Source organism: Paraburkholderia sp. A3BS-1L (genome assembly GCF_051125215.1).
GTDB lineage: Bacteria > Pseudomonadota > Gammaproteobacteria > Burkholderiales > Burkholderiaceae > Paraburkholderia.
Genome location: NZ_CP120442.1, coordinates 745,323 through 765,243 on the forward strand (window position 1 = coordinate 745,323; position 19,921 = coordinate 765,243).

A 19,921-nucleotide genomic window follows, 5' to 3' on the forward strand; every position below is an offset into this window, starting at 1 on the left:
CATTCGGCACTCAGTTGCGCACCGAACCGCTGATTAGTATTCGTGGTTGCTCAGACGCGAAGGCGAATAATATTTAAAACTTAACGGATTGTGCCGCGATTCGTCGAATCCGGTTTAATTTGTGAGTTTATGTTTGGGTTATGTCACATTGGCTGGATCGGTGGACACTATTGTCACGAATCCCTGAATCCATGCTGGCGTGTGCACGAAAACGTTTGCGCGATATAATTTAAATGGGAAGTGATAGTTTTAAGAGCCGAAAGAGCGCTTTGGAAACCATTGCAAGCGCATCTTGCGCACTGCGTGGTTAAGTCCGAGATCGATATCGCCCCGGTGTGCCACCGAGCGCCCAGTCGAATTCGCGCTCATGCGCTGATCTGCTTTATTGCGCCAGTCCTCGATCGCGTCTTGCGAATGCGTCTCAAGGACGGAGGCTGCCTGCATTCGTTGAGATCCGCTTTTCGTGAGCACCGGTCAACTCCGACTTGAAGCTTGGCGTACGTTCCACCGTTCCGAAGTAAATCTGACTCATCTGAGTCCTATGTCACCCAGCTGCTTTTGCGCTTGCACGTGTTCCTATTTGTACAGCTTTTCGCTGGTGCTTCAGTCCCACCACTGATTTGCGCGATATGGGCTTGATGCAACAGTCGGTCGAGTGTGGCGACCGTGAACGTCTGCATTTCAGCAACATACGGGTATGAATTTTCAATGAAATGGCGCGTGACGTGGGAGCTCACATTCGGGCGTCTAGAAAAATCTCCACTCCTGGTAGAATTTTGAAATCCTAAGCAAATCAACAGGGAATGCGAGTGAAAAAGCGTAGCGCCATCAAAACAGACCTGTTCGCCGATGAGCATCACCGCAAGAAGATCGATGCGCTGGGCGATCCGCTGAGCGAGATCGAGTCGCACATCGACTTCGCGGCGCTGGCAGCGGCGGTCGATATGATTGCGCCGCGACCGGCGAGTCCTCAGGGTGGCCGCCCGCCGTACCCGACTGAGGCCATGGTGCGCATCCTGGTGTTGAAGCGGCTGTACAACCTCTCGGATGAACAGATGGAGTACCAGTTGCTCGATCGCATGAGCTACAAGCGCTTCTGCGGCCTGAGCAACGCGACCCATATCCCGGACCGCACGACGGTGTGGTCTTTAGAGAACCGGATCGGCGAGGCGGGTGCGAAAGCCCTGTTCGATGGGGTCTCGGAGCAACTGCTCAGGAAGGGCTTCATCGCGCGTGGCGGGCAGATCATCGATGCGACGTTGGTGCCTGCGCCGAGGCAGCGCAACAGCCGGGAGGAAAAGGAGTTGATCGACCGGGGTGCGATGCCCGCCGACTGGAAGCCCGCGAAGCGGCGCCAGAAGGATCTGGATGCGACCTGGACGAAAAAGCACGGCAAGAGCCACTACGGCTACAAGCTGTCGATTAACGTCGACAGGAAGTACAAGTTCATCCGCCAGATCGAGACCGACACGGCCAGCACGCACGACAGTCAGCACTTCGAGAATGTTTTCGATACGAGCAACACGAGTCGGGACGTCTATGCGGATCGAGGCTATCCGTCCGATGGGCGCGAAGCGTGGCTCAAGGAAAAGGGTTTTCGGAACCAGATCCAGAGAAAAGGCAAGCGCAACAAGGCGCTGTCCGCCTGCCATCAGCGGCGCAACCAGCGGATCGCCAGAACGCGAGCCCGGGTCGAGCATGTGTTCGCGACGATCGAGCAGATGGGTGGAAAGTTGATCCGCACGATCGGCCAGGCTCGGGCGAGTTTTGCGATGACGATGATGGCGGCCAGCTACAACCTGAGGCGGCTGGTGTATTTCGGAAAGGCCGGAATCGAGGCTTTCTGACGCCCATGGTCGGCCGGATCGCCGGTGCCCGAGGCGATTCGCAGTAAAAACCGGGCGACACCGCTCGTAAAAGCGGTGGCTGGCCGGACAAAACGAGTCGAATGCTGTCGCAATCACCGCGTCGTGGAAGAATTCACCGAAAACCTCGGGTTATTCGAGGTCCCCATTCATCGCAAACCGATACGAGCAGGCACTCAATATCCCATCTGTTTGATTCCTTTGTTGTGAGTGGCACGCAACGTGAGATAATCCGGTTCGAATCGGACAGGAGTGTGCTGGCAAACCTTGGCCGCAGCGGGCCGAGCCGACATCGGCGCGTACATGAATGTGTCAAGAATATTGCGCACAATTTGCCGGTTCGTGCATGTCAGCGCTGGCTGTTCTCAAGCATCTTGCGCTAGCGGGGTCCAACCTCTGGATGGTATTCCAGTTGAGCGGCCAGTATTGCGTCAGCAGGAGGGACACGTCTTTGGCGTTGCATCCGTTATTTTGATCGCTTTTCCGGAAATCACCGAAGTCTTCCAGCAAAATTTTTCCAAATAGAAAGCACTATGAGCAAGACTGCAATTGTTACTGGTATCACTGGGCAGGATGGCGCGTACCTTGCGCAGCTTCTGCTCGAAAAGGGCTACGTGGTTTATGGCACGTATCGCCGGACAAGTTCGGTCAATTTTTGGCGTGTTGCCGAGCTTGGCATCGACAACCATCCGGACCTGCATCTCGTGGAATACGATCTTACCGATCTGAGCGCGAGCATCCGTCTCCTGCAAACGACCCAGGCGACTGAAGTCTACAACCTTGCGGCGCAAAGCTTTGTAGGGGTATCGTTTGATCAGCCGGTCACGACTGCCGAGATCACGGGTATCGGCCCCCTGAACCTGCTTGAAGCCATTCGCATCGTCGATCCGGCAATTCGCTTCTATCAGGCCAGCACGTCGGAAATGTTCGGCAAGGTTCAGGCGATTCCGCAAGTCGAGAGCACACCTTTCTATCCGCGGAGCCCCTACGGCGTCGCGAAGCTCTACGCGCACTGGATCACTGTCAATTATCGCGAGAGCTACAATATCTTCGGCTGCAGCGGCATCCTGTTCAATCACGAATCGCCGCTGCGCGGACGTGAGTTCGTGACGCGCAAGATTACCGATAGCATCGCCAAGATTCGCCTCGGTAAGCTCGACGTGCTGGAACTGGGCAATCTGGATGCAAAGCGCGACTGGGGTTTTGCAAAAGAATACGTGGACGGCATGTGGCGCATGCTGCAGGCAGACGAGCCCGATACCTACGTGCTCGCGACGAACCGGACTGAGACGGTGCATGACTTCGTGACGATGGCCGCGCAAGCCGCCGGTATCAACTTGGTTTGGGAGGGGCGCGACGAGAAGGCGGTGGGCATCGATGCTGCTACGATGCGCACCATTGTCCGCATTAATCCGAAGTTTTATCGTCCCGCCGAAGTGGATCTTCTGATCGGCGATCCGGCTCTTGCCAAGGAGAGGTTGGGCTGGGAGCCAAAGACCACGCTGGAACAGCTGTGCCAGATGATGGTTGAAGCGGATATCCGTCGCAACGAGATCGGAGCATCGTTCTAAGCCATGCTAAAGGCTTTGGTTAGCGGGATCGACGGCTTTACCGGCCGTCATCTGAGCGCGGAATTCGCCCGGCGCGGCTACCGGACGAGCGGTCTGGTGCACAAGGCGTCGCCGCACGACGATGCCTTTGTGCACGAATGCGATCTGCTCGACCTCGACGGCCTGACGCGGATCTGCGAAATTGAGCAGCCGGATATCGTCGTACACCTTGCAGCGGTGGCGTTTGTCGCGCACAACGATGTGAGCGCGATCTACCAGACCAACATCGTCGGCACGCGCAACCTGCTCAACGCGTTGACCAGTGCGGGGTGCAAGCCCCGCGCGGTCATTGTCGCGAGCAGCGCGAACGTGTACGGCAATGCCGACTGCGGAGTGTGCGACGAATCGGTTGCGCCAGGGCCTGCGAATGATTATGCGGTGAGCAAGCTCGGCGTCGAATATGTTTCGCGGCTCTGGATGGACCGACTGCCGATCACCATCGTCCGGCCGTTCAACTACACTGGGGTCGGGCAGTCGGAGAAGTTTCTGCTGCCTAAGATCGTCGCGCATTTCCGCAATCAGGCGCCTGTCATCGAACTTGGAAATCTGAACGTCGTCCGCGATTTCTCGGATGTTCGTGATGTCGTGTCCGCCTACGCACGTCTCGCAGAAGGTAATTTCGCGGGGCAGGTGTTTAACGTGTGCTCCGGAATAGGCTACTCGCTGGAAGAGGTTCTGGCGATGGTGACCGAAATATCGGGCCACCAGCTCGAGGTGCGGGTGAATCCCGCATTCGTGCGCGGCAACGAGGTCCACAAGCTGATCGGCGATAACTCGCGATTGCGCAACTCGATCGGCGACGTTTCGAGGATTGCGTTGCCGGATACGCTCAGTTGGATGCTAGGTAAATCGGCCTGACGCGACCGAATGGAGCATAGCGGCCCAGAGCCGGCACACGGCCGTGCCTGGGCCGGCACACTGTCTCGGAACGCGACTCGTGTGTTGGGGAGCGGTTATGCGCTCGCTACGCGTCCGTAGTTGTCCTCGAGACGCACGATATCGTCTTCGCCGAGGTACGCGCCGGATTGGACTTCGATCAGTTCGAGCGGAATCTTGCCCGGGTTCCGAAGTCGGTGAGTCGCGCCGAGTGGAATATAGGTCGACTGATTTTCCGTAAGTATGATCTCCTGATCGCAATTGGTCACCACGGCTGTGCCCTTGACGACGATCCAGTGCTCCGCGCGATGGTGGTGCATCTGCAGGCTCAATTGCGCGCCGGGATTGACCTCGATGCGCTTCACTTGGAACCGCTCACCTTGGTCGATGCCCTCGTAAGCCCCCCATGGACGCGCGACTCGGCGGTGCGTGACGGACTCTCGGCGACCGCTTGCGTTGAGGCGCTCAACTATTTTCTTCACGTCCTGCGCTTTGTCGCGATGCGCAACGAGGAGCGCGTCGGCGGTTTCGACGATGACGACATTGTCGAGACCGATTGCGGCCACCATCCGATGGTCGGCGCGGATATAGGAGTTAGAGACGTCCTCAATCAGGACGTCGCCGAGCAGGGCGTTGCCCTGTTCATCCGTGTCGCTCAGGTCGGCGAGCGCGGTCCACGAACCGATATCGCTCCAGCCGATGTCTTTCGCCGTGACGACGGCAGCGCGGCTGGTTTTTTCCATCACGGCATAGTCGACCGAAATGTCGGGGCTTGCTGAGAAGGCATCCGTGTCGAGGCGCACGAAATCGGCGTCGCGTGCAGACCGCTCGAGCGCGAGTTCTGCCTGCTGGGCAATTTCCGGAGCGTGGCGGCGCAGTTCGTTCAGGTATACAGACGCCTTAAACATGAACATGCCGCTGTTCCAGACATAGTTGCCCTCCTGCAGGAAGCGTGCCGCAGTTGCAGCATCCGGCTTCTCCACGAAGCCGTCGACCGCATAGGTGTCGCTGCCAGCTACCAGTGCCGCGCCGCTGCGAATGTAGCCGTAGCCCGTATGCGGTTCGGTCGGATCGATGCCGAACGTGACGAGATAATCGTCGCGGGCAATCGAAGCCGCCTTTTCCACGCATTGCCTGAACTTCTTGCCATCTAGGATCACGTGGTCCGAAGGCAGAACGAGCAGCAGTGCATCCTGGGCGTTTTTCATCGCGAGCAAAGCGGCGATGGCGATTGCAGGTGCGGTGTTGCGACCGACTGGTTCAAGAACGATCGACGACGGCGTGACGCCGACCTGACGCATCTGCTCGGCGACGAGGAAGCGCTGTTCGTTGTTGGTGACGACGATGGGGGATACGACATCGTCTACGTCGCTGAGGCGCAAGGCGGTCTGCTGAGCCAGCGAATGCTCGCCTACGAGTTTCAGATACTGCTTGGGGTAGCCCCCGCGCGACATCGGCCACAGGCGCGTACCGCTGCCGCCGCACAGAATGACTGGATGAATGTACATGGTGAATATGTTTTGGATTACCCGAGGCGTGGTCTGCTGCGTCCTGCGTGTACCCAGGATTTCGTGAATCCGGAGATACACGCTGTTATCATATTTAAAAGCGTGCTGGTTGGGTAGAAAATTGCCTAGCTGATGTCTCAAATTTACGAAATCGCGTTTTATTTTTGTCATGTACGCCAGATCCGAAACTATGCAATGCGGTTTCGATATAGCGCTATAACCCACAAAGGACGCGGCGTCTGGGCGGCGTTCCGCGTTCAGTTTGAATCGTTTGCGTGCGCGGGGAGGTACGGGGAGTGGCTAAAAAAGCATAGCGGGCTGCTGAAGTACCGGCGGCAACGTCATCGCGGAGGGTCCCTGAAGCGTGGATGGAAAGACCCAACCTGCCCCAGAGCTCATGCGCGGCGCCGACACGTTCACCGAGAGTTTGTTATCCATGCGCAAGCTGAACGACGTCGTTCCGAAGTTGCATCCGTTGCGTTCGATCCGTGAAGAGAGCAGCAACAAAGGTGAGACTGCGCAACGAGAGGCGAGGGTCGCTAAGGAACGCGCTCGAAATAACTTCCCGCTATGCGGCGCTCCTCGAGCGGATGCTGTAGTTCCACGAAGGCATGGTTGAGTCGTACTCAATGTTGAGCAATGCGCGGGCGTGGCGGGTGACCGTCCGTCCGGCTTCGTAAACTCCGTCAAGGATGTCAGCGGTCACTTTCAGACCGGTTTTTGTGGAGGCTTTTTCGATCAGTTCACGGACCAGACTGACGTTGCTGAAAACTACGCCAGCACAGGCTCGCGTAATGTGTGGGAACACGCGGTGCTCGATTGGATTATGTTTCGAGCAGTACGGCGCATAGTGGGCCACCCGGATTTCCAGTCCGAGCCGGTCTGCCAGATTTTGCAGGTCGCTTTTGAAAAGCCACGAATCACTCGGGTTGCTGCCGCCGCCATCGCACAACAGCAGTAACCGTGTGGCCTGGGGATAATCGGCGCGCCCGTGTTTTTCCCACCAGTACGCCACGCTGTCGCAGGCAAACTGCGTCGTGTCACGGCTCACGCCGATGTTCACATGCGCCTTGTTCAGCCCGATGTCGTACAGCCCATGTGGAATGACGCTGCCTTCGCTGTAGCTCGGAAAATCGTGGTCGAGGACTTCAAGCTGTTCGCGCGTGTAGAGCTTGCCGTCGCGATAGAAATTGCCCAGCAACTCCTTTTTCTTCGTATCGATGCTGATGACAGGCTGGCCGTCTTCGAGATATTCCGCCTTGAGTTGCGCAATACGCTGAAATTACGCGTCGCGTTGCGCATGGGACTTGAACGACTTCTTTTTCTGTGATTGCCGCCGCGAAAAACCGTTGCGGTTTAGCAGCTGCCGGACCGTTCGCACGCTCACCCGTGCGTCCACCTGCTGCGTCATCGCCTGTGCGATTTCGCGTGGCTTCAGATCTGTCCAGATGATGCCGTGTTGTGGATTGCCCGCCGTATGCTCTCGCACCACGTCCAGAAATACCGCGTTCCACTCCGGATGGTCAGTTAACCTGGATTTACGCCCCTTTTTTTCGGACCCGCTCTCCAACCGGATCCAGTTCTTCTTCCAGGTCCTTCAACCCTTGCTTGATTGTTTTCGGGTCAATGTCAAACAGTTTCGCAATATATTCGAAACCGCCATGGCCCAGCTTGTCCGCTTCCACAGCTGCATACCGACGTCGGTCCTTCTCCGACAACCGCGCGTACAGCCGCTTCATCCGCGTTTCAACCTCAGCCCGGTAACCAGCCTGCATCGTCTGTCCTCCAGAAGGACCGCATCTTACCAGCGTCGCTTTGCACCGGCCAGGGCCACTTCTGGAAGTTATTTCTCACTCGTTCCTAAGTAAGGTGCACGTGCGTTTCTCTTTGTGCGGTTTATTGTTCTTCTTGCGTTGTCGACTTGTTAAACTCCTTTTCGTCTTTGGGTGCCCCCTTCTTGCTTCCTTCGTCCATCCTTTTCTTCGTTGTGTCCGTCGCGTGCGTTCTGCTCCTAACTGCCCGCAGCGCTAGTTCGTCACCTGCTCGCAATAAAATTCTGATAGGCTTTCGCAATTTTTTGCTGCTTGATAGTTCGATTTGTCTTGGTCTTCCCGCATCGACGCGGGCGCATGCCTCGCTAATCGGGACCGCGGGACTGGCCGTCAGAGGGGGGACTATCTTGTTCGACGCTGCGGCGCTATAGCTGGCGTCGTGCTTCACAATTAAAAATATGCCGATCGTGCAAATGAACACAGACCATCAGAAGGTGTATTTTTATCACCTCAAGAAGTGCGGCGGCACCTCCCTCAACGGCTGGCTTGATCTGCAGGTCGAGGATACGGCCGTATGGAACTCCGCATGGAGTGCGTCGGTTTATAGGTACGTGACGGGCGACGTCGAGGCGGCGCATCTGGCTCATGTCAGCGAACAGCACCGTGCCATGGCGATTTCCGCGTTCTATTTGTCGAGCATTGTCCATTCTCACGCGCCGATGCGCCAGTTCGTGCCGCCCGCGACTTTCTCGTTCACGATTCTGCGCGATCCAGTTAGTCGTCTGCTATCGCAGATATCCGACTGGCGCCGCCTTGGGCCCGCGGATTATGTCGGTGTCTCGAATCAATACCGAGAATGCATGGAGGAGGCGCAGCGACTGCGCGTTCAAGCTTTTTTGGAAAAGCATGCGCGTGGGTTCGGTCGCCAATTGCTCAATAATTATTTCGTGCGCGCGCTGGCGGCTTCCCGACTGGGCATGTTAGCGACGAAGATCGCCGACCCGGGGGACCTGTTGCCCATTGCGCTCGAGAGTCTGGAGCGCGACTTTGACGTCGTCGGTCTGGCGGAACACGATGAGGCCACCCGGCACCTCATCTGCGCTAGGCTTGGCTGGTGTCCAGCGGTGTCCATTCCCCGGTTGAACGATACCGGCTCTGCGTCCGGGCTACGCGAAGAAGCCGAGGAAGCTCGGGCGATACTGGCAGAGTTGACGGAGCACGATGCGAAGCTTTATGCACGTGCCCGTGCGTTATTCGACTCGCAGTGTCAGGACGCTGGATATTACGATATCGCGGCCTTTGAGTCGCGGGGAGTGATCGAGGCAGTACGCCGTCTGCGTGCCCATGACTTCAACGGGCGTGTCGCATTTTCGGTCCGGGAACCCGTTATCGGTTTCGGGTTTCATGGCCGGGATGCGGCCGGTACACCTCATTGCGCGGTATGGACGGGCCCAGATACTGTTTCGCGTCTCTACATGCCAGTGCCTGCAAGTGCCGAGCTTTCTGTCTGTCTGTGGGTTCGCGGGTACGCAAACGAAAAATTGCGCGAACAACTAAAGATTCGAGTCGCCGGGCAGCCGATATCGCACCGGTTCGAGAGCGTGGATGGCTATAGGGACTGCATTGTCGCCGACGTATCGACGACGCGGTCGTTTTTGAGCATCGAAATCGAGCTCGAAACGACCGTGACCTCCGGTGAGTCCGGTCAACCCGGTTATGATGCGCGCCGCAGAGGCATTTGTCTTGATCGCTACGGTTGGTCGTTTCGCTAGCTCTCCTCTTACGATTCTTCGGTGCGGCACACAAAATGGCGGGAGGCTGATCGTCAGCGGTATAGACTATGGTTTGTGCCGCCATGGCAAACGGCGCTTCATCGATTTCGATCCGAGCTTCGGTTTTGCATTATCCAGGCCGCATGCATAAATGCGTTTCGGCTCCAGCGAAACGCTTTTCGAATGAAACGGAGCCGATCACCCCGGATAGATTCAAGGGGACGAGCCGCGCGGGCTGCCATTTGCTCGACGATGGCCTCCGGTGTTGTGTACAGAGACAGAAACCAGTCCCAATAGATGGGATAACGCAGCAGGACACCAGCCGTTAGCATGTCGAGTGTTAGGCGCCGCTCGCGAAACGGTTGCTCCAGCCGGTCGTGTGTCAGTCCCCAGCCTGCATAGAACGGCAGGCCATAGGTAAATACGGCTTTCTCGCGTAAAAGCGCGTCGAACCCCGCAAGCGAGGACAGCGTGTGGACCTCGTCGACCACGTCGATCAGCGAAATAAGATCGGCTTCCATATCGACGGCATCCGCGAGGCGAGCCGCGTCGATCAGCCCGTTGCGATTGCCAGACAGAACGTCGGGATGCGGCTTGTAGACGATAAACGCATTGGGGCGCCGCGCGCGGACATCGGCCAGAAGCGCCTCGGCGGTAACGATGCCGCGCGTCCCGAGGCGAATTGAGGCATCGTCGGCAACTTGGCCGGTGACGAGCACGACCTGACGCCCATGCGGTGCGCACCAGGCCGGCGCGCGGCGTCCAAGGTTGTACTTGGTGAGCCCATGGCGGACGATGGCTGCGCGTAGCCCGGCGGCACGTGTCAGTTCTTCGGCTGTGAACGTGCACTGGTTGAGCAGTCGATTCAGATCGCTCGGTTCGCTGGGGTCGAAATAAAGGCTGCACCTATCGATTACTTGGCTACAAGGGGCAGTCATGTCGGAGCCGAGGCCGGTGGAATGAAGGAAGCCGTCTTCGATGCGAACGCGCCGGCTGTTTGCCGGAATACCCTCTGCACTACGCGCGCCCCACAGAACTGCACATTCGCCCTGCTGCAAATCGTCTGGCTTCTTAACCCAGCGTAGCCGCCCGCCACCAACGACAAGAAAAGGCGTTGCGAAGGGGCGCTTCCACCATTGAAAGCGAATACCTGCAAGCGGTGTGAGATCCGCGAATCGGACAGCGGTCTCGTGTTGAAGCACCACAGTATCGAGGACCGCCTCGATCGTTCCAGGTCCGTGCGAGGTTGGATCGAGATAGCGAGCAGCGTCAAGAAAGGCGGCCTTGAAGAGCGAGGCCAGCGAAGGGCGTGCCACGCGATTGGGGAGCGATAGTTGGTCGTGGGTCAGTCCCCAGCCCGCATAGTATGGGCTGCCAAAGACATGAACGGGAATATCGGCGAGCAGGGCAGCCATGCCTTCGGAAGCGCCGACGATGTACACGCGATCGACCTGACGCAAGACTTGATGCAGCGAGCAGCCGGCCGGAACCCGGCGCACTTTCGTCAGAGGCGAGCCAGGCTGGGATGAGAGCCACGCACCCGCCCCGGGGTCACCGGACTGCAGCAGCCAGCAGTTCGCGTCGGGGTGGGTGGATCGAACTGCATCGAGCATCGCGCGAAAATATTGTCTTCGCAGGCGGGTTGGGGTGTCGAGGTCGACCTCGGAACGCACGCGTTCATCGATCAGGAGGATCCGGGGCTGACGCGATGACGCGAGAAAATCGGACGGTAAAGGCGTCGTGGCGCTCCAGTGATGCAATGCGTTCGTTTCAAGCACGCGTTGCATTAGCACTGAAACGCGCGCCGAATCTTCCAGGGGTGCGTTCGCAGACAGGTATTCGTTGAGCACCTCGACCAGGTCTTTCCGTCCGCGAGTCTGGGACGGAGCGGGGAACCACGAAAGGGCGCGCGCCGAAGGTTTCCCCCGTCGCGGAATGGGCCCGGTCTGCACCCCGTCGGGCGTGTGCGATTGCGAACGCAGGCAGCACGACACTAGTGATGAGATGCTCGACCAGTGCGAGAAGCATATCGCTCCACGATTGCCAACGCGCGGTAGTGTCGAATCGGACGCAGGACGCGAAGCGGCATTTCTGACAGTGTAGGTGCGATTACGGTCTGAATGCCGAGTGGGCGGGTCAACAGACAACGATTTCTGTTCCATTCGGGATTTGATCGCGGCAAATGGATAACAATCCTGAATGGGAAATCACGCCCGCTTTCTTGCGGCCTGAAAAGCTGGAGCCATTAAGCTGACATGCGGCGATGGTAGCGAAGTTCGGCGCGAATAGGTCTATTTGGACAATGCGGAAGCGACTCGCCAGTTGCACAAGAAGACTCAATAAACGGAGCATGCATGGTAGTCGATATTTTGCCGAGGAGCAATTTTTCATTATTTGGCTCGATTGTGTCTCCATGCGGTGGCGCATCGCCCGGCAACGGAATTTCCGGATGGCGTTGAGCGCGCAGACTTGAATGCCTGGTTCGCTGCCGACCCATCCTGTGCAATTAGCCTAGAGTTGGTAGGAAATTGTCAACCGCCTCGAAATGCTGTGTCCACGTCGGCTCGTTGAACCGCTTTATCCGCGCCAATTGTTCGTCTCGGGCGGTACAGGGGGCGGCCGCGTAATTCTGGATTCGGTCGAGCCAGCCGTTGCCGTCCAATGGGTCCAGGTAGTCGGGAATGTCGCCGGCGATCTCCCGGAATACCGCGAGGTCACTCGCCAATACCGGAACGCTCAATGCAAGCGCTTCGGCCAGCGGCATACCATAGCCTTCCACAAACGAAGGGAAGAGGAGCGCACGGGCATGCTGCAGGAGTTGGTATAGATATTCGTCGTCACAATCCGGCTTTTCAATAACGAAGCCACGCAATTCGCTGCAGCGCTCCAGCATGTCGATCACGTTCTCGCATTCCCACCCGCGTCGTCCGACAATGACGAGCATGGGAGCATCTGCGCCCCGCAGTTCCACAAGGCGGCGCCAGATATGGAGCATCAGCCAGTGGTTCTTGCGTGGTTCGATCGTCCCGAGCATCAAGAAGAACGGAGCACCGACTGGGTCGTGGCTGATTTCCCCGCGATACGTAATCGCGGGGGCCAGTCGGGCCGTGACGGTCGGGGGCATGGGCGCACCGGTGCTCCGGGCATAGTCGACCACCGAGGTCAGCGTCGCGCCCGAGTTGGCAATGATACCGGCCGCGTGGTTGAGTACGGTGTCAATCCGGCGCGCGTGCCGGGCGGGCGTGTCGGGGCGCGCGTACTCAGCGTGTGTTAGCGGAATCAGGTCATGCACCATGAAGGCGACCCGAATGCCCTTCCGCCGCAATGACCGGAAATATCGTGGGGATTCAACGCCGGAGTGTGCGGTGTGCAATAGGATGCCAGGAGCCGGGGTGGGGCTAAAACCGGACGCGAGTATCGCTTGTCCGATCAACCACCTCAGACGACCAGTGTTCGCGGCGCTCTGGGTCAGTAGCCAGTCGAATGCCCGCAGGGAATTGGCTTTCGACAGGATTACGTGAACGCCGTTTTCACTAAGCACGGCGAGCGCGTTGTCCTGGTAGTGCCGGACGTAAGCCAAGCTTACTCGATCCACGCCTGTCGGGCGCTCTTTTTGCAAAAGGCGCCGACAGAGTCTTGAAATGTCCAGATAAATCTGCATCGGGGAACCATACGATCTTGTCTATTGTGTGAAACCGCGTGGCACTTTGTTGCAAGGTTGCGTCTGACACGTACGGCAAGCTTTTTTTGAGGCGAATGTGGGATAATCACAAAAATTCGCCAAAGCATCAAGAGTTCATCGGCAGCGTTGGTTGAGGTGGGTGTGGTGGCCCATAGGGCTATCTTTGCGGCTTGGAATGAGAGTCGAGTCGGGGGGGCGAAAGCGTTGAAACGCAGGGCAAGTGGCATGTCCGGGGGGTATGCCGCTTTTGGGTGGCTATTGGATGTGCTTTCCAGCGAATTTCAAGGCATGCGAACGATAGCCGCTCATCGGCAGGCGGATCGTGCTGCTTCGCCGTCGTCTACGGGGTTGGCAGTTCCGGCGTTGCGAATTGATAAATAAAAGGAAGCTAAGTTGAAGGCGGCGGTAATTACTGGCATTACGGGGCAGGACGGCGCGTATTTGACCGAACTCCTGCTGGGCAAAGGGTGTCACGTGTACGGTACCTATCGCCGCACCAGCTCTGTCAATTTCGGTCGTCTCAAGGAATTGGGTCTCGCTGAGCACCCAAATCTGCATCTGGTCGAGTACGATCTGACCGATCTTAGCGCCAGCGTTCGTCTGCTTGAAAGCACCGCACGAGACAGTGCGCGACTTCGTTGTGATGAGCGCCCGTGCGGCCGGGTTCGATCTGGTGTGGGCGGGTAGGGGTGAGTGTGAGATCGGCATCGATCGCGCTTCCAGCAAGACCTTGGTACGCGTCAACCCGAAATTCTATCTGCCGGCAGTAGTGGATTTGCTTATCGGTAATCCGGGCAAGGCGCGCCGTGAATTGGGGTGGTTGCCGGAAGCATTGCTGGAGCGTCTGTGTCAGATGATGGTCGAGCCCGATATCCGGCGTAATGAGGCTGGATTTTCGTTTTAGCGGGTGAATGGCTGCGGCGTCTGGAAGTATCCGCGTCTTTGCGTAATTGCTTTGCGAATTTATCCGGGGAGGCAGAGTGGCGCCAACCTAGATGCTGTCTCTGGCACATGTCTCGGTAATCGTTGGTTCGGTCTATGCAACTTAATTCTATTGTCAAAGCGACTGTGTTCGCGGTCAGCGTCTTGTCCGTTTGCGCATGCTCGGTCGTGCCGTCTTCCGGGCCCAATGCTAGGGACATCGAGTCGTCGTCGGGCGTTCTGGCTCAACACGGGATACGATTGATCGACCTGAACGCCAGCGTCGTGTCGGAGTTGGACGCACAGCGCGCTTCCACCAATTTCGCGAGCAGGTTTGAGACAGAGGCGGGTAGTCGCGATCAGGTGTTCGGTAGCGGTGATTCGATCGAGGTAATCATCTGGGAGGCTGCGCCTGCAGCGTTGTTCGGCTCCAATACCGCGACTGACGGCGCGACATCGATTCAGACAGGATCGCGCGAAACACCGTTGCCGGCACAAGTGGTCAATTCGGCGGGCAACATCTTCGTGCCGTTTGTCGGTTCGGTTCATGTCGCTGGGCGTACGGCGACCGAAGTCGAACAGGAGATTACCAACCGCCTTGCCGGGCAGGCGAATCACCCGCAAGTCCTTGTTCGCACGGTGCAAAATGAAACCGCAACAGCAACAGTCTTGAGCGATAGCGGTTCGAGTGTGCGCGTCCCACTTGGTCCCAAGGGCGAGACGGTGCTTGATGCGTTGTCCGCGGCGGGTGGTGCACATGGTCCGATTGGGAAGATGTCAGTGCAGATCACGCGTGGCAGAGTGGTACAGTCCATGCCGCTCGAATCGGTACTCCGCGATCCAACTCAGAACATCAAGCTCCAAGGCGGAGACATCGTTGCATTGCTGGCCATGCCCAATTCCTTTACGGCATTGGGGGCGACCGGCAAGAACGAGGAGATCAGCTTTGAAGCGAAGGGGATCTCGCTGACCCAGGCGCTTGGGAGAACAGGCGGTCTCGACGATGCGCGCTCCGATCCCAAGGGTATTTTCATCTTCCGGCAGGATGGGGACGTTTTCGAGCGTCGTGACGGCCACGCGACGGTTACGGACAGGAAGTTGCCCGTAATCTATCGAGTCGACTTGACTAATCCGGCGAGCTTTTTCCTCGCAAACAAGTTCATGATGCAGAACGGTGACATCATGTATGTGGCTAATTCTCCCATCGCGGATCTCCAGAAGTTTCTGAATGTGGTCTTCTCGGTCGCCTATCCGGTGACCAACGCGGTGACCACGTTTAAATAACCGTGCAATAGCTTGAGTTCGGGCGATTTGGCGCGATTACCACTGGCGTCATGGATTGCGGACATACTCGCGCCAATCGTCTGAGTTCATAGAAATCTGGCTCGCTGCCGTGAGAGCCGATGCGAGTGTTGGTTGACGAAGGACCGTAGTCACATGAGTGATGTGGAACAAACGCTGGCCCAGCTAAACGTGCTTATGGCGAAGCAGCACTTCGACCGGGCTATCGACATGGCTACGGAATTCGGTCAGCAGCATGGCGAATTCGCGCCAGTACTCCGCATCCGTAGTGCCGCCTTGGCGGAGTTGGGGGACACTTCGCGGGCGTTGGCGGATATCCGTCAATGCCTCGAGTTGGCTCCAGATATAGACGACTATTTGCTGCATTGTGCGTCGCTTGAAATCGCCCAGCACCGGCCGGCTGCGGCGCTGCGCGTGCTCGAGCGCGTCGTGGCAGATAACCCCATGGTCGACCGCATTGCCAGTGCTGCATGGCCCCAGCTGGGCGAGTTCGCCAAGGCTAGGGAGTGCGCACGTCGTGCCTGCGAGAAACAGCCCGATAACCCAGAGTTTCAGGAGAATCTCGATCACCTCGTTCGCCACGAGGGGCAGCAACTCAAGATTAAACCTGCTGAGGTGGGTGCCGACGCGGGGATTTCGATACCGCTTTCGTACTACGAGCCCAAAGGGCTGGCGGCAGCGGGTGTGGCGCTCAGGAAGCAACTACGCGTCGTCTACGCGCTGCTTTTGCGCGAAATCGCGGGGCAGTATCAGCATTCGAGGCTCGGTTATCTCTGGGCTATTATTGAACCCGTTGTGCACTTGACGGTGCTTGGCTTGTTCTTCTCCTTGCTCACGCACTCCGTTGCCCCGTTGGGGAAAAATCTCTACCTCTTCTATCTGACCGGGCTGCTGCCGTTCTTCATGATTACGCACACGGCATCGAAAGTGATGCAGGGAATCGCGGCCAACCGGTCGCTGCTCCTGCTGCCAGCAATCAAGCCGTTCGACATCCTGCTTGCGCGAGCGGTTCTGTCGTTTCTCACTGAGATCGCGGTCAGCATCATCATCGGCTGTCTGTTCATGCTCGTCGGTATTTCGGCCACGCCGAGTGATCCGCTCGTACTGCTCGAGGTGATGGCGAGCGCATGGGTGTTCGGCTTTGCGCTTGGCGTGGCGATGTCGGTTCTGGTTGAAATGTTCGAGTCTTGGGAAATGGTCTGGTCCCAACTCACCCGTGTGCTGTACTTCTGCAGTGGCATTTTCTATGTGGCCGAGAAGATGCCGCCGCAAATTCGCGACTTCCTCATCTGGAATCCTTGCTTGCAGTACGTCGAATGGTTCAGGTCCGGTTTCTACGACGGCTTTGTTCCGCCTTGGCTTACGCCGGCCTACGTCAACGGAATGAGTTTTGTATCACTGGCGCTCGGCATGGCGATGTTGCTGCTTGGGCATAAACGGATCCGAATCGAAGAATGATCGAATTCAGGAACGTCTCAAAATCGTATCCGACGAATGGCGCGCGCCGTGTCATTCTGAGCGACGTCAGCTTTTCTGTGCCGCCGCGCAAGAATCTCGCGCTGCTCGGACGAAATGGCGCGGGCAAGTCGACGCTAATCCGTCTTATTGCGGGTACCGAAAAGCCGGACTCGGGAAGGATCCTGCGGCGCGGTGCCATTTCCTTCCCGATGGCGCTGAGCTCGTTCTTCATCAGCAGCCTGACGGCGAGGCAGAACGTCAATTTCATCTCGCGGGTGTACGGTTATTCACCGGAACGGGTGGTCGAGTATGTCGAGGACTTTGCCGAACTGGGCGAGTACTTTGACATGCCGGTCCGGACGTTGTCGTCGGGTATGCGGGCGAGGCTTTCGTTCGGCATCAGTCTCGCTTTCGAATTCGATACCTATCTCATCGATGAAGTCACAGCTGTAGGCGATGCGGCTTTTAGAAGCAAGGCCCAACGAGAGATGAACAAGCGAATTAGCGGCAGCAACGTTGTGCTCGTCTCACACAACAACGATTTGTTGCGGGAGACGTGCCAAGTAGGGCTAGTGCTCGAAAAAGGCGTTGCGACACTGTACGAGGACATCGACGAGGCGCTCGCTATTTACTCACAACTCGTGTCAGGGGCAACCCAATAGAACATGAAGCAGGAATCTTTTATGCTGCAGGGTGCATTTGTCAGGAATCTCGGTAAGACACTTTTTGTGCTGATCTGCGTGATTCCAACGCTGCTGTCCGCAATCTATTTTTTTGTCTTCGCTCATGGCGAGTACGTGACGAAGGTCGAGTTTGGTATTCGGCCCGCACAGATGGGTTCGCAAAAATCAGATGTCGGCGGCGTCGCGGGAAGCTTGCCGTTTCCCGCGGAAGTCGGATTGACGTCCTATGGGCTGGTGCAGTACATCGAGAGCAAGAAGTTTCTTGACGATTTCCAGGCATCAAAGAAGCTGACCGATTACTATGGATGGAAGAAAGGGGATTTCTTGGATTTTCTATCGGCCGACTCGGACGAGGACGATCAGCTGAACTTCTGGCGCCGTAAGGTTCACCCGTATTTCGACATTACGACTGGCCTTGTCAGCGTTGAGGTGCGCGCTTTTACAGCGGACGACTCCTACCATCTTTCGCGCCAGGTCTTAGGCATGTCCGAGAGCCTAATCAACGAGATTTCGGATAAGATTCGCCGCGACGCAGTGGTCGGCGCGGAGTCGGATGTCGAGGATATTGGTGCGCGTCTGGAGCAGAAGCGCGCGGATCTCGTCACGAAGCGCGCCGAGTACGGTATTCTCGATCAGCCGACGGTAGCCGCCGGCAACCTGCAGTTCATCAACAAGTTGCGGGATGATTACATTTCTCTGCAGGCGCAGAAGAGCACGCTGAGCAGCGACCTAAAACCCGACTCGCCGCTTGTCGCGACGATCGACAAGAAAATGCAGCTGATTCAGGGTGAGCTTAACCAGCTTACGAATTCGTCGGGTCTCGGCAAGAGTGCCTCGGTCTATGCACCACGGATGCGCGAGGTTGAAGAACTGAAGGCAGATATCGGCATATTGGAGAAGCAGTATGCGGGTGCCCTCGAAGTTCTCCAGAAGGAGAGGGCTCTGGCCAACCGCCAGTCGCTGTATCTAATCCGCTTCGTGGATGCGGTGAAGCCGCAAATCGCGAGCGAACCGCATCGTATGAAAATGGTCGCGCTGACGTTCCTGCTGTCACTCGTGATCTGGGCAATCCTTTGTCTTACCATCCGTGCAGTTAGAGACCACCTGATGTGACAGGGTGATCGAACGGGGAAAGTTTCAATATTTGGCTGAGAAAAATTGAATAAACCGAAACTTGCAATTGTTAGCACCTACGACGAACTGTGTGGCATCGCAAGCTACACAAAGGCGCTGGCTCCGCAACTCGCAGCGCATTTCGACATTACAGTTTTCGACCTGGACCAGTACCTGTTCCGTTCGGAAAGCCGTAAGGTGCAAGCGCTGGCCGATGCAGAAATCGACAAGATCTGTGCTCAGCTTCCCGGATTCGACGCTGTCAACATCCAGCTTGAGCATGGCACGCTCGGACGCTCGAAGGAAAAAATCTTCGCGCGGCTCGAGCGCATCATAAAGGCCGCGCCTCACGCCTGCGTGACGTTTCACACGGTCCTGGAGTCGAGCTCCTTTCCTTTCAAGGGGGTGTTTGGCGCCCTGAAGAAGGTGAACGTGGTGCGAGCGTATGATGAGGTGGTTGCACATCGCAAGAACACACTTCTGTCCAATGGCGTCTATGGGATGCTGCGCCGGCACGGTAGTTCGGCAATCGTGCATACGCGACGCGACATGCGGATGCTTCGCGATCTGCATGGCATCAAGCGGGTTTTCGATCATCCGCTCGCGTACTACTCTCAGCCTGAAATTCGGGAGGTGCTGACTACGGCCCGCCGTACCGAATTTGGTCGTCTCGCAGAATTGCCCAAAGATGCGATCGTCCTCGGCTGCTTCGGGTTCGTCAGCAAGTACAAGGGCATCGACGTTGCGTTGCGAGCGCTCAAGCTGCTACCCGACAATTACCATCTCGCGATCTTCGGTGGTTTGCACCCGCAAGGCATCAGAAAGAATGTGCCTCTCGACGAATATCTTTCCGATCTGCTCGGCGAAATTGCGCCGGGCAAGAAGTGGTTGGACGACTCGGACGCTGAAAGCAAGTCCGTTAGCCTGGCGCTGAGCTCGAGCGACTATGAACGCCTGACCACCTCAGCGCACCCCGGAGATCTGTCGAATCGTGTGCACTTCATGGGTGCACTGCGCGATGAAGACTTTCCTCGCGCGATGGCGGTGTGTGACATCGCGCTCCTGCCCTATGTCGAAGTGGGGCAGTCGTCATCGGGGCCGATGTCGATGGCGATCGAAGTCGGGCGGCCAATCATCGCGTCGAGAACGCGTGCGTTCATGCAGATTTCCAAGTACCACCCTGGCCGCGTCCGTCTTTTCGAGGTGGGCAACTTCCTGGAACTGGCACAGCTCGTGCAATCGGTCGGTGGTGGCCAGGAAAAGCCTTATTCCGAACCCGTCTATAACACTACGACGAATGCCGAGGTTTATCTGCGCGCATTGGCACGAAAACAGTAATCGTGCTGGTCAGCGCAGCAT

At 57.4% G+C, this 19,921-nt stretch carries 13 protein-coding genes and 3 pseudogenes; 11 read left to right on the forward strand and 5 right to left on the reverse strand.

Annotated elements, in window-relative coordinates; translation table 11 throughout:
* Positions 1–303 precede the first annotated feature (303 nt).
* The 4 genes and pseudogenes from P5W99_RS03290 to P5W99_RS03305 form a co-directional block, all read left to right on the forward strand.
* Positions 304–474: pseudogene (locus P5W99_RS03290) on the forward strand (IS1634 family transposase); the annotation flags it as partial.
* A gap of 335 nt (positions 475–809) precedes the next feature.
* Positions 810–1,847 carry an IS5 family transposase gene (locus P5W99_RS03295; RefSeq protein WP_434662408.1) on the forward strand — a complete coding sequence of 346 codons (1,038 nt, stop codon included), beginning with the start codon at positions 810–812 and terminating at the stop codon, positions 1,845–1,847.
* 551 nt (positions 1,848–2,398) lie between these two features.
* Positions 2,399–3,436: a GDP-mannose 4,6-dehydratase gene (gene gmd / locus P5W99_RS03300; RefSeq protein ID WP_434661777.1), complete on the forward strand. Its 1,038-nt coding sequence runs from the start codon at positions 2,399–2,401 to the stop codon at positions 3,434–3,436.
* Positions 3,437–3,439: 3 nt separating this feature from the next.
* The gene (locus P5W99_RS03305) at positions 3,440–4,333 is read left to right on the forward strand and encodes an NAD-dependent epimerase/dehydratase family protein (RefSeq protein ID WP_434661779.1); all 894 of its coding nucleotides are present in this window, start codon (positions 3,440–3,442) and stop codon (positions 4,331–4,333) included.
* A gap of 95 nt (positions 4,334–4,428) precedes the next feature.
* Here P5W99_RS03305 and P5W99_RS03310 read toward each other — a convergent pair whose 3' ends face one another.
* The 3 genes and pseudogenes from P5W99_RS03310 to P5W99_RS03320 all read right to left on the reverse strand — a co-directional run bounded on the left by P5W99_RS03310 (position 4,429) and on the right by P5W99_RS03320 (position 7,634).
* The gene (locus P5W99_RS03310) at positions 4,429–5,859 is read right to left on the reverse strand and encodes a mannose-1-phosphate guanylyltransferase/mannose-6-phosphate isomerase (RefSeq protein ID WP_434662410.1); all 1,431 of its coding nucleotides are present in this window, start codon (positions 5,857–5,859) and stop codon (positions 4,429–4,431) included.
* A gap of 568 nt (positions 5,860–6,427) precedes the next feature.
* A pseudogene (locus P5W99_RS03315) lies at positions 6,428–7,351 on the reverse strand (ISAzo13 family transposase).
* A gap of 46 nt (positions 7,352–7,397) precedes the next feature.
* Positions 7,398–7,634 (reverse strand): hypothetical protein, encoded by a 237-nt coding sequence (locus tag P5W99_RS03320; protein ID WP_342971125.1) that lies wholly within the window; start codon positions 7,632–7,634, stop codon positions 7,398–7,400.
* 470 nt (positions 7,635–8,104) lie between these two features.
* On the opposite strand from P5W99_RS03320, the gene P5W99_RS03325 reads away from it, so the two are divergent.
* Positions 8,105–9,403, forward strand: coding sequence for a hypothetical protein (locus P5W99_RS03325; protein WP_434661781.1), 1,299 nt, complete (start codon positions 8,105–8,107; stop codon positions 9,401–9,403).
* Between the two features lie 98 nt (positions 9,404–9,501).
* Here the strand turns inward: P5W99_RS03325 and P5W99_RS03330 are convergent, their stop codons facing one another.
* Together P5W99_RS03330 and P5W99_RS03335 are read right to left on the reverse strand one after the other, a co-directional pair.
* Positions 9,502–11,253: a capsular polysaccharide biosynthesis protein gene (locus tag P5W99_RS03330; RefSeq protein WP_434661783.1), complete on the reverse strand. Its 1,752-nt coding sequence runs from the start codon at positions 11,251–11,253 to the stop codon at positions 9,502–9,504.
* 656 nt (positions 11,254–11,909) lie between these two features.
* Positions 11,910–13,064 (reverse strand): glycosyltransferase family 4 protein, encoded by a 1,155-nt coding sequence (locus tag P5W99_RS03335; protein WP_434661785.1) that lies wholly within the window; start codon positions 13,062–13,064, stop codon positions 11,910–11,912.
* A 414-nt stretch (positions 13,065–13,478) separates the two neighbouring features.
* Between P5W99_RS03335 and P5W99_RS03340 the strand changes: the two are divergent.
* The 6 genes and pseudogenes from P5W99_RS03340 to P5W99_RS03365 all read left to right on the forward strand — a co-directional run bounded on the left by P5W99_RS03340 (position 13,479) and on the right by P5W99_RS03365 (position 19,900).
* Positions 13,479–13,989: pseudogene (locus tag P5W99_RS03340) on the forward strand (GDP-mannose 4,6-dehydratase).
* A gap of 278 nt (positions 13,990–14,267) precedes the next feature.
* Entirely contained in the window at positions 14,268–15,290 is a 1,023-nt protein-coding gene (locus P5W99_RS03345) for a polysaccharide biosynthesis/export family protein (protein WP_434661787.1), read from the forward strand.
* A gap of 153 nt (positions 15,291–15,443) precedes the next feature.
* Positions 15,444–16,766 carry an ABC transporter permease gene (locus tag P5W99_RS03350; RefSeq protein ID WP_434661789.1) on the forward strand — a complete coding sequence of 441 codons (1,323 nt, stop codon included), beginning with the start codon at positions 15,444–15,446 and terminating at the stop codon, positions 16,764–16,766.
* Positions 16,763–17,428, forward strand: a complete 666-nt coding sequence (locus P5W99_RS03355) for an ABC transporter ATP-binding protein (protein ID WP_434661791.1) — start codon at positions 16,763–16,765, stop codon at positions 17,426–17,428. The genes P5W99_RS03350 and P5W99_RS03355 overlap by 4 nt, the downstream gene beginning before the upstream one ends.
* 3 nt (positions 17,429–17,431) lie before the next feature.
* Positions 17,432–18,562, forward strand: a complete 1,131-nt coding sequence (locus P5W99_RS03360; RefSeq protein WP_434661793.1) for a hypothetical protein — start codon at positions 17,432–17,434, stop codon at positions 18,560–18,562.
* 45 nt (positions 18,563–18,607) lie between these two features.
* Positions 18,608–19,900, forward strand: a complete 1,293-nt coding sequence (locus P5W99_RS03365) for a hypothetical protein (RefSeq protein WP_434661795.1) — start codon at positions 18,608–18,610, stop codon at positions 19,898–19,900.
* Positions 19,901–19,921 lie beyond the last annotated feature (21 nt).

Coding starts and splice junctions, on each gene's coding strand:
- P5W99_RS03350 (WP_434661789.1), top strand. CDS start 15,444: ATGAGTGATGTGGAACAAACGCTGGCCCAGCTAAACGTGCTTATGGCG.
- gmd (WP_434661777.1), top strand. CDS start 2,399: ATGAGCAAGACTGCAATTGTTACTGGTATCACTGGGCAGGATGGCGCG.
- P5W99_RS03325 (WP_434661781.1), top strand. CDS start 8,105: ATGAACACAGACCATCAGAAGGTGTATTTTTATCACCTCAAGAAGTGC.
- P5W99_RS03320 (WP_342971125.1), bottom strand. CDS start 7,634: ATGCAGGCTGGTTACCGGGCTGAGGTTGAAACGCGGATGAAGCGGCTG.
- P5W99_RS03355 (WP_434661791.1), top strand. CDS start 16,763: ATGATCGAATTCAGGAACGTCTCAAAATCGTATCCGACGAATGGCGCG.
- P5W99_RS03310 (WP_434662410.1), bottom strand. CDS start 5,859: ATGTACATTCATCCAGTCATTCTGTGCGGCGGCAGCGGTACGCGCCTG.
- P5W99_RS03360 (WP_434661793.1), top strand. CDS start 17,432: ATGAAGCAGGAATCTTTTATGCTGCAGGGTGCATTTGTCAGGAATCTC.
- P5W99_RS03305 (WP_434661779.1), top strand. CDS start 3,440: ATGCTAAAGGCTTTGGTTAGCGGGATCGACGGCTTTACCGGCCGTCAT.
- P5W99_RS03335 (WP_434661785.1), bottom strand. CDS start 13,064: ATGCAGATTTATCTGGACATTTCAAGACTCTGTCGGCGCCTTTTGCAA.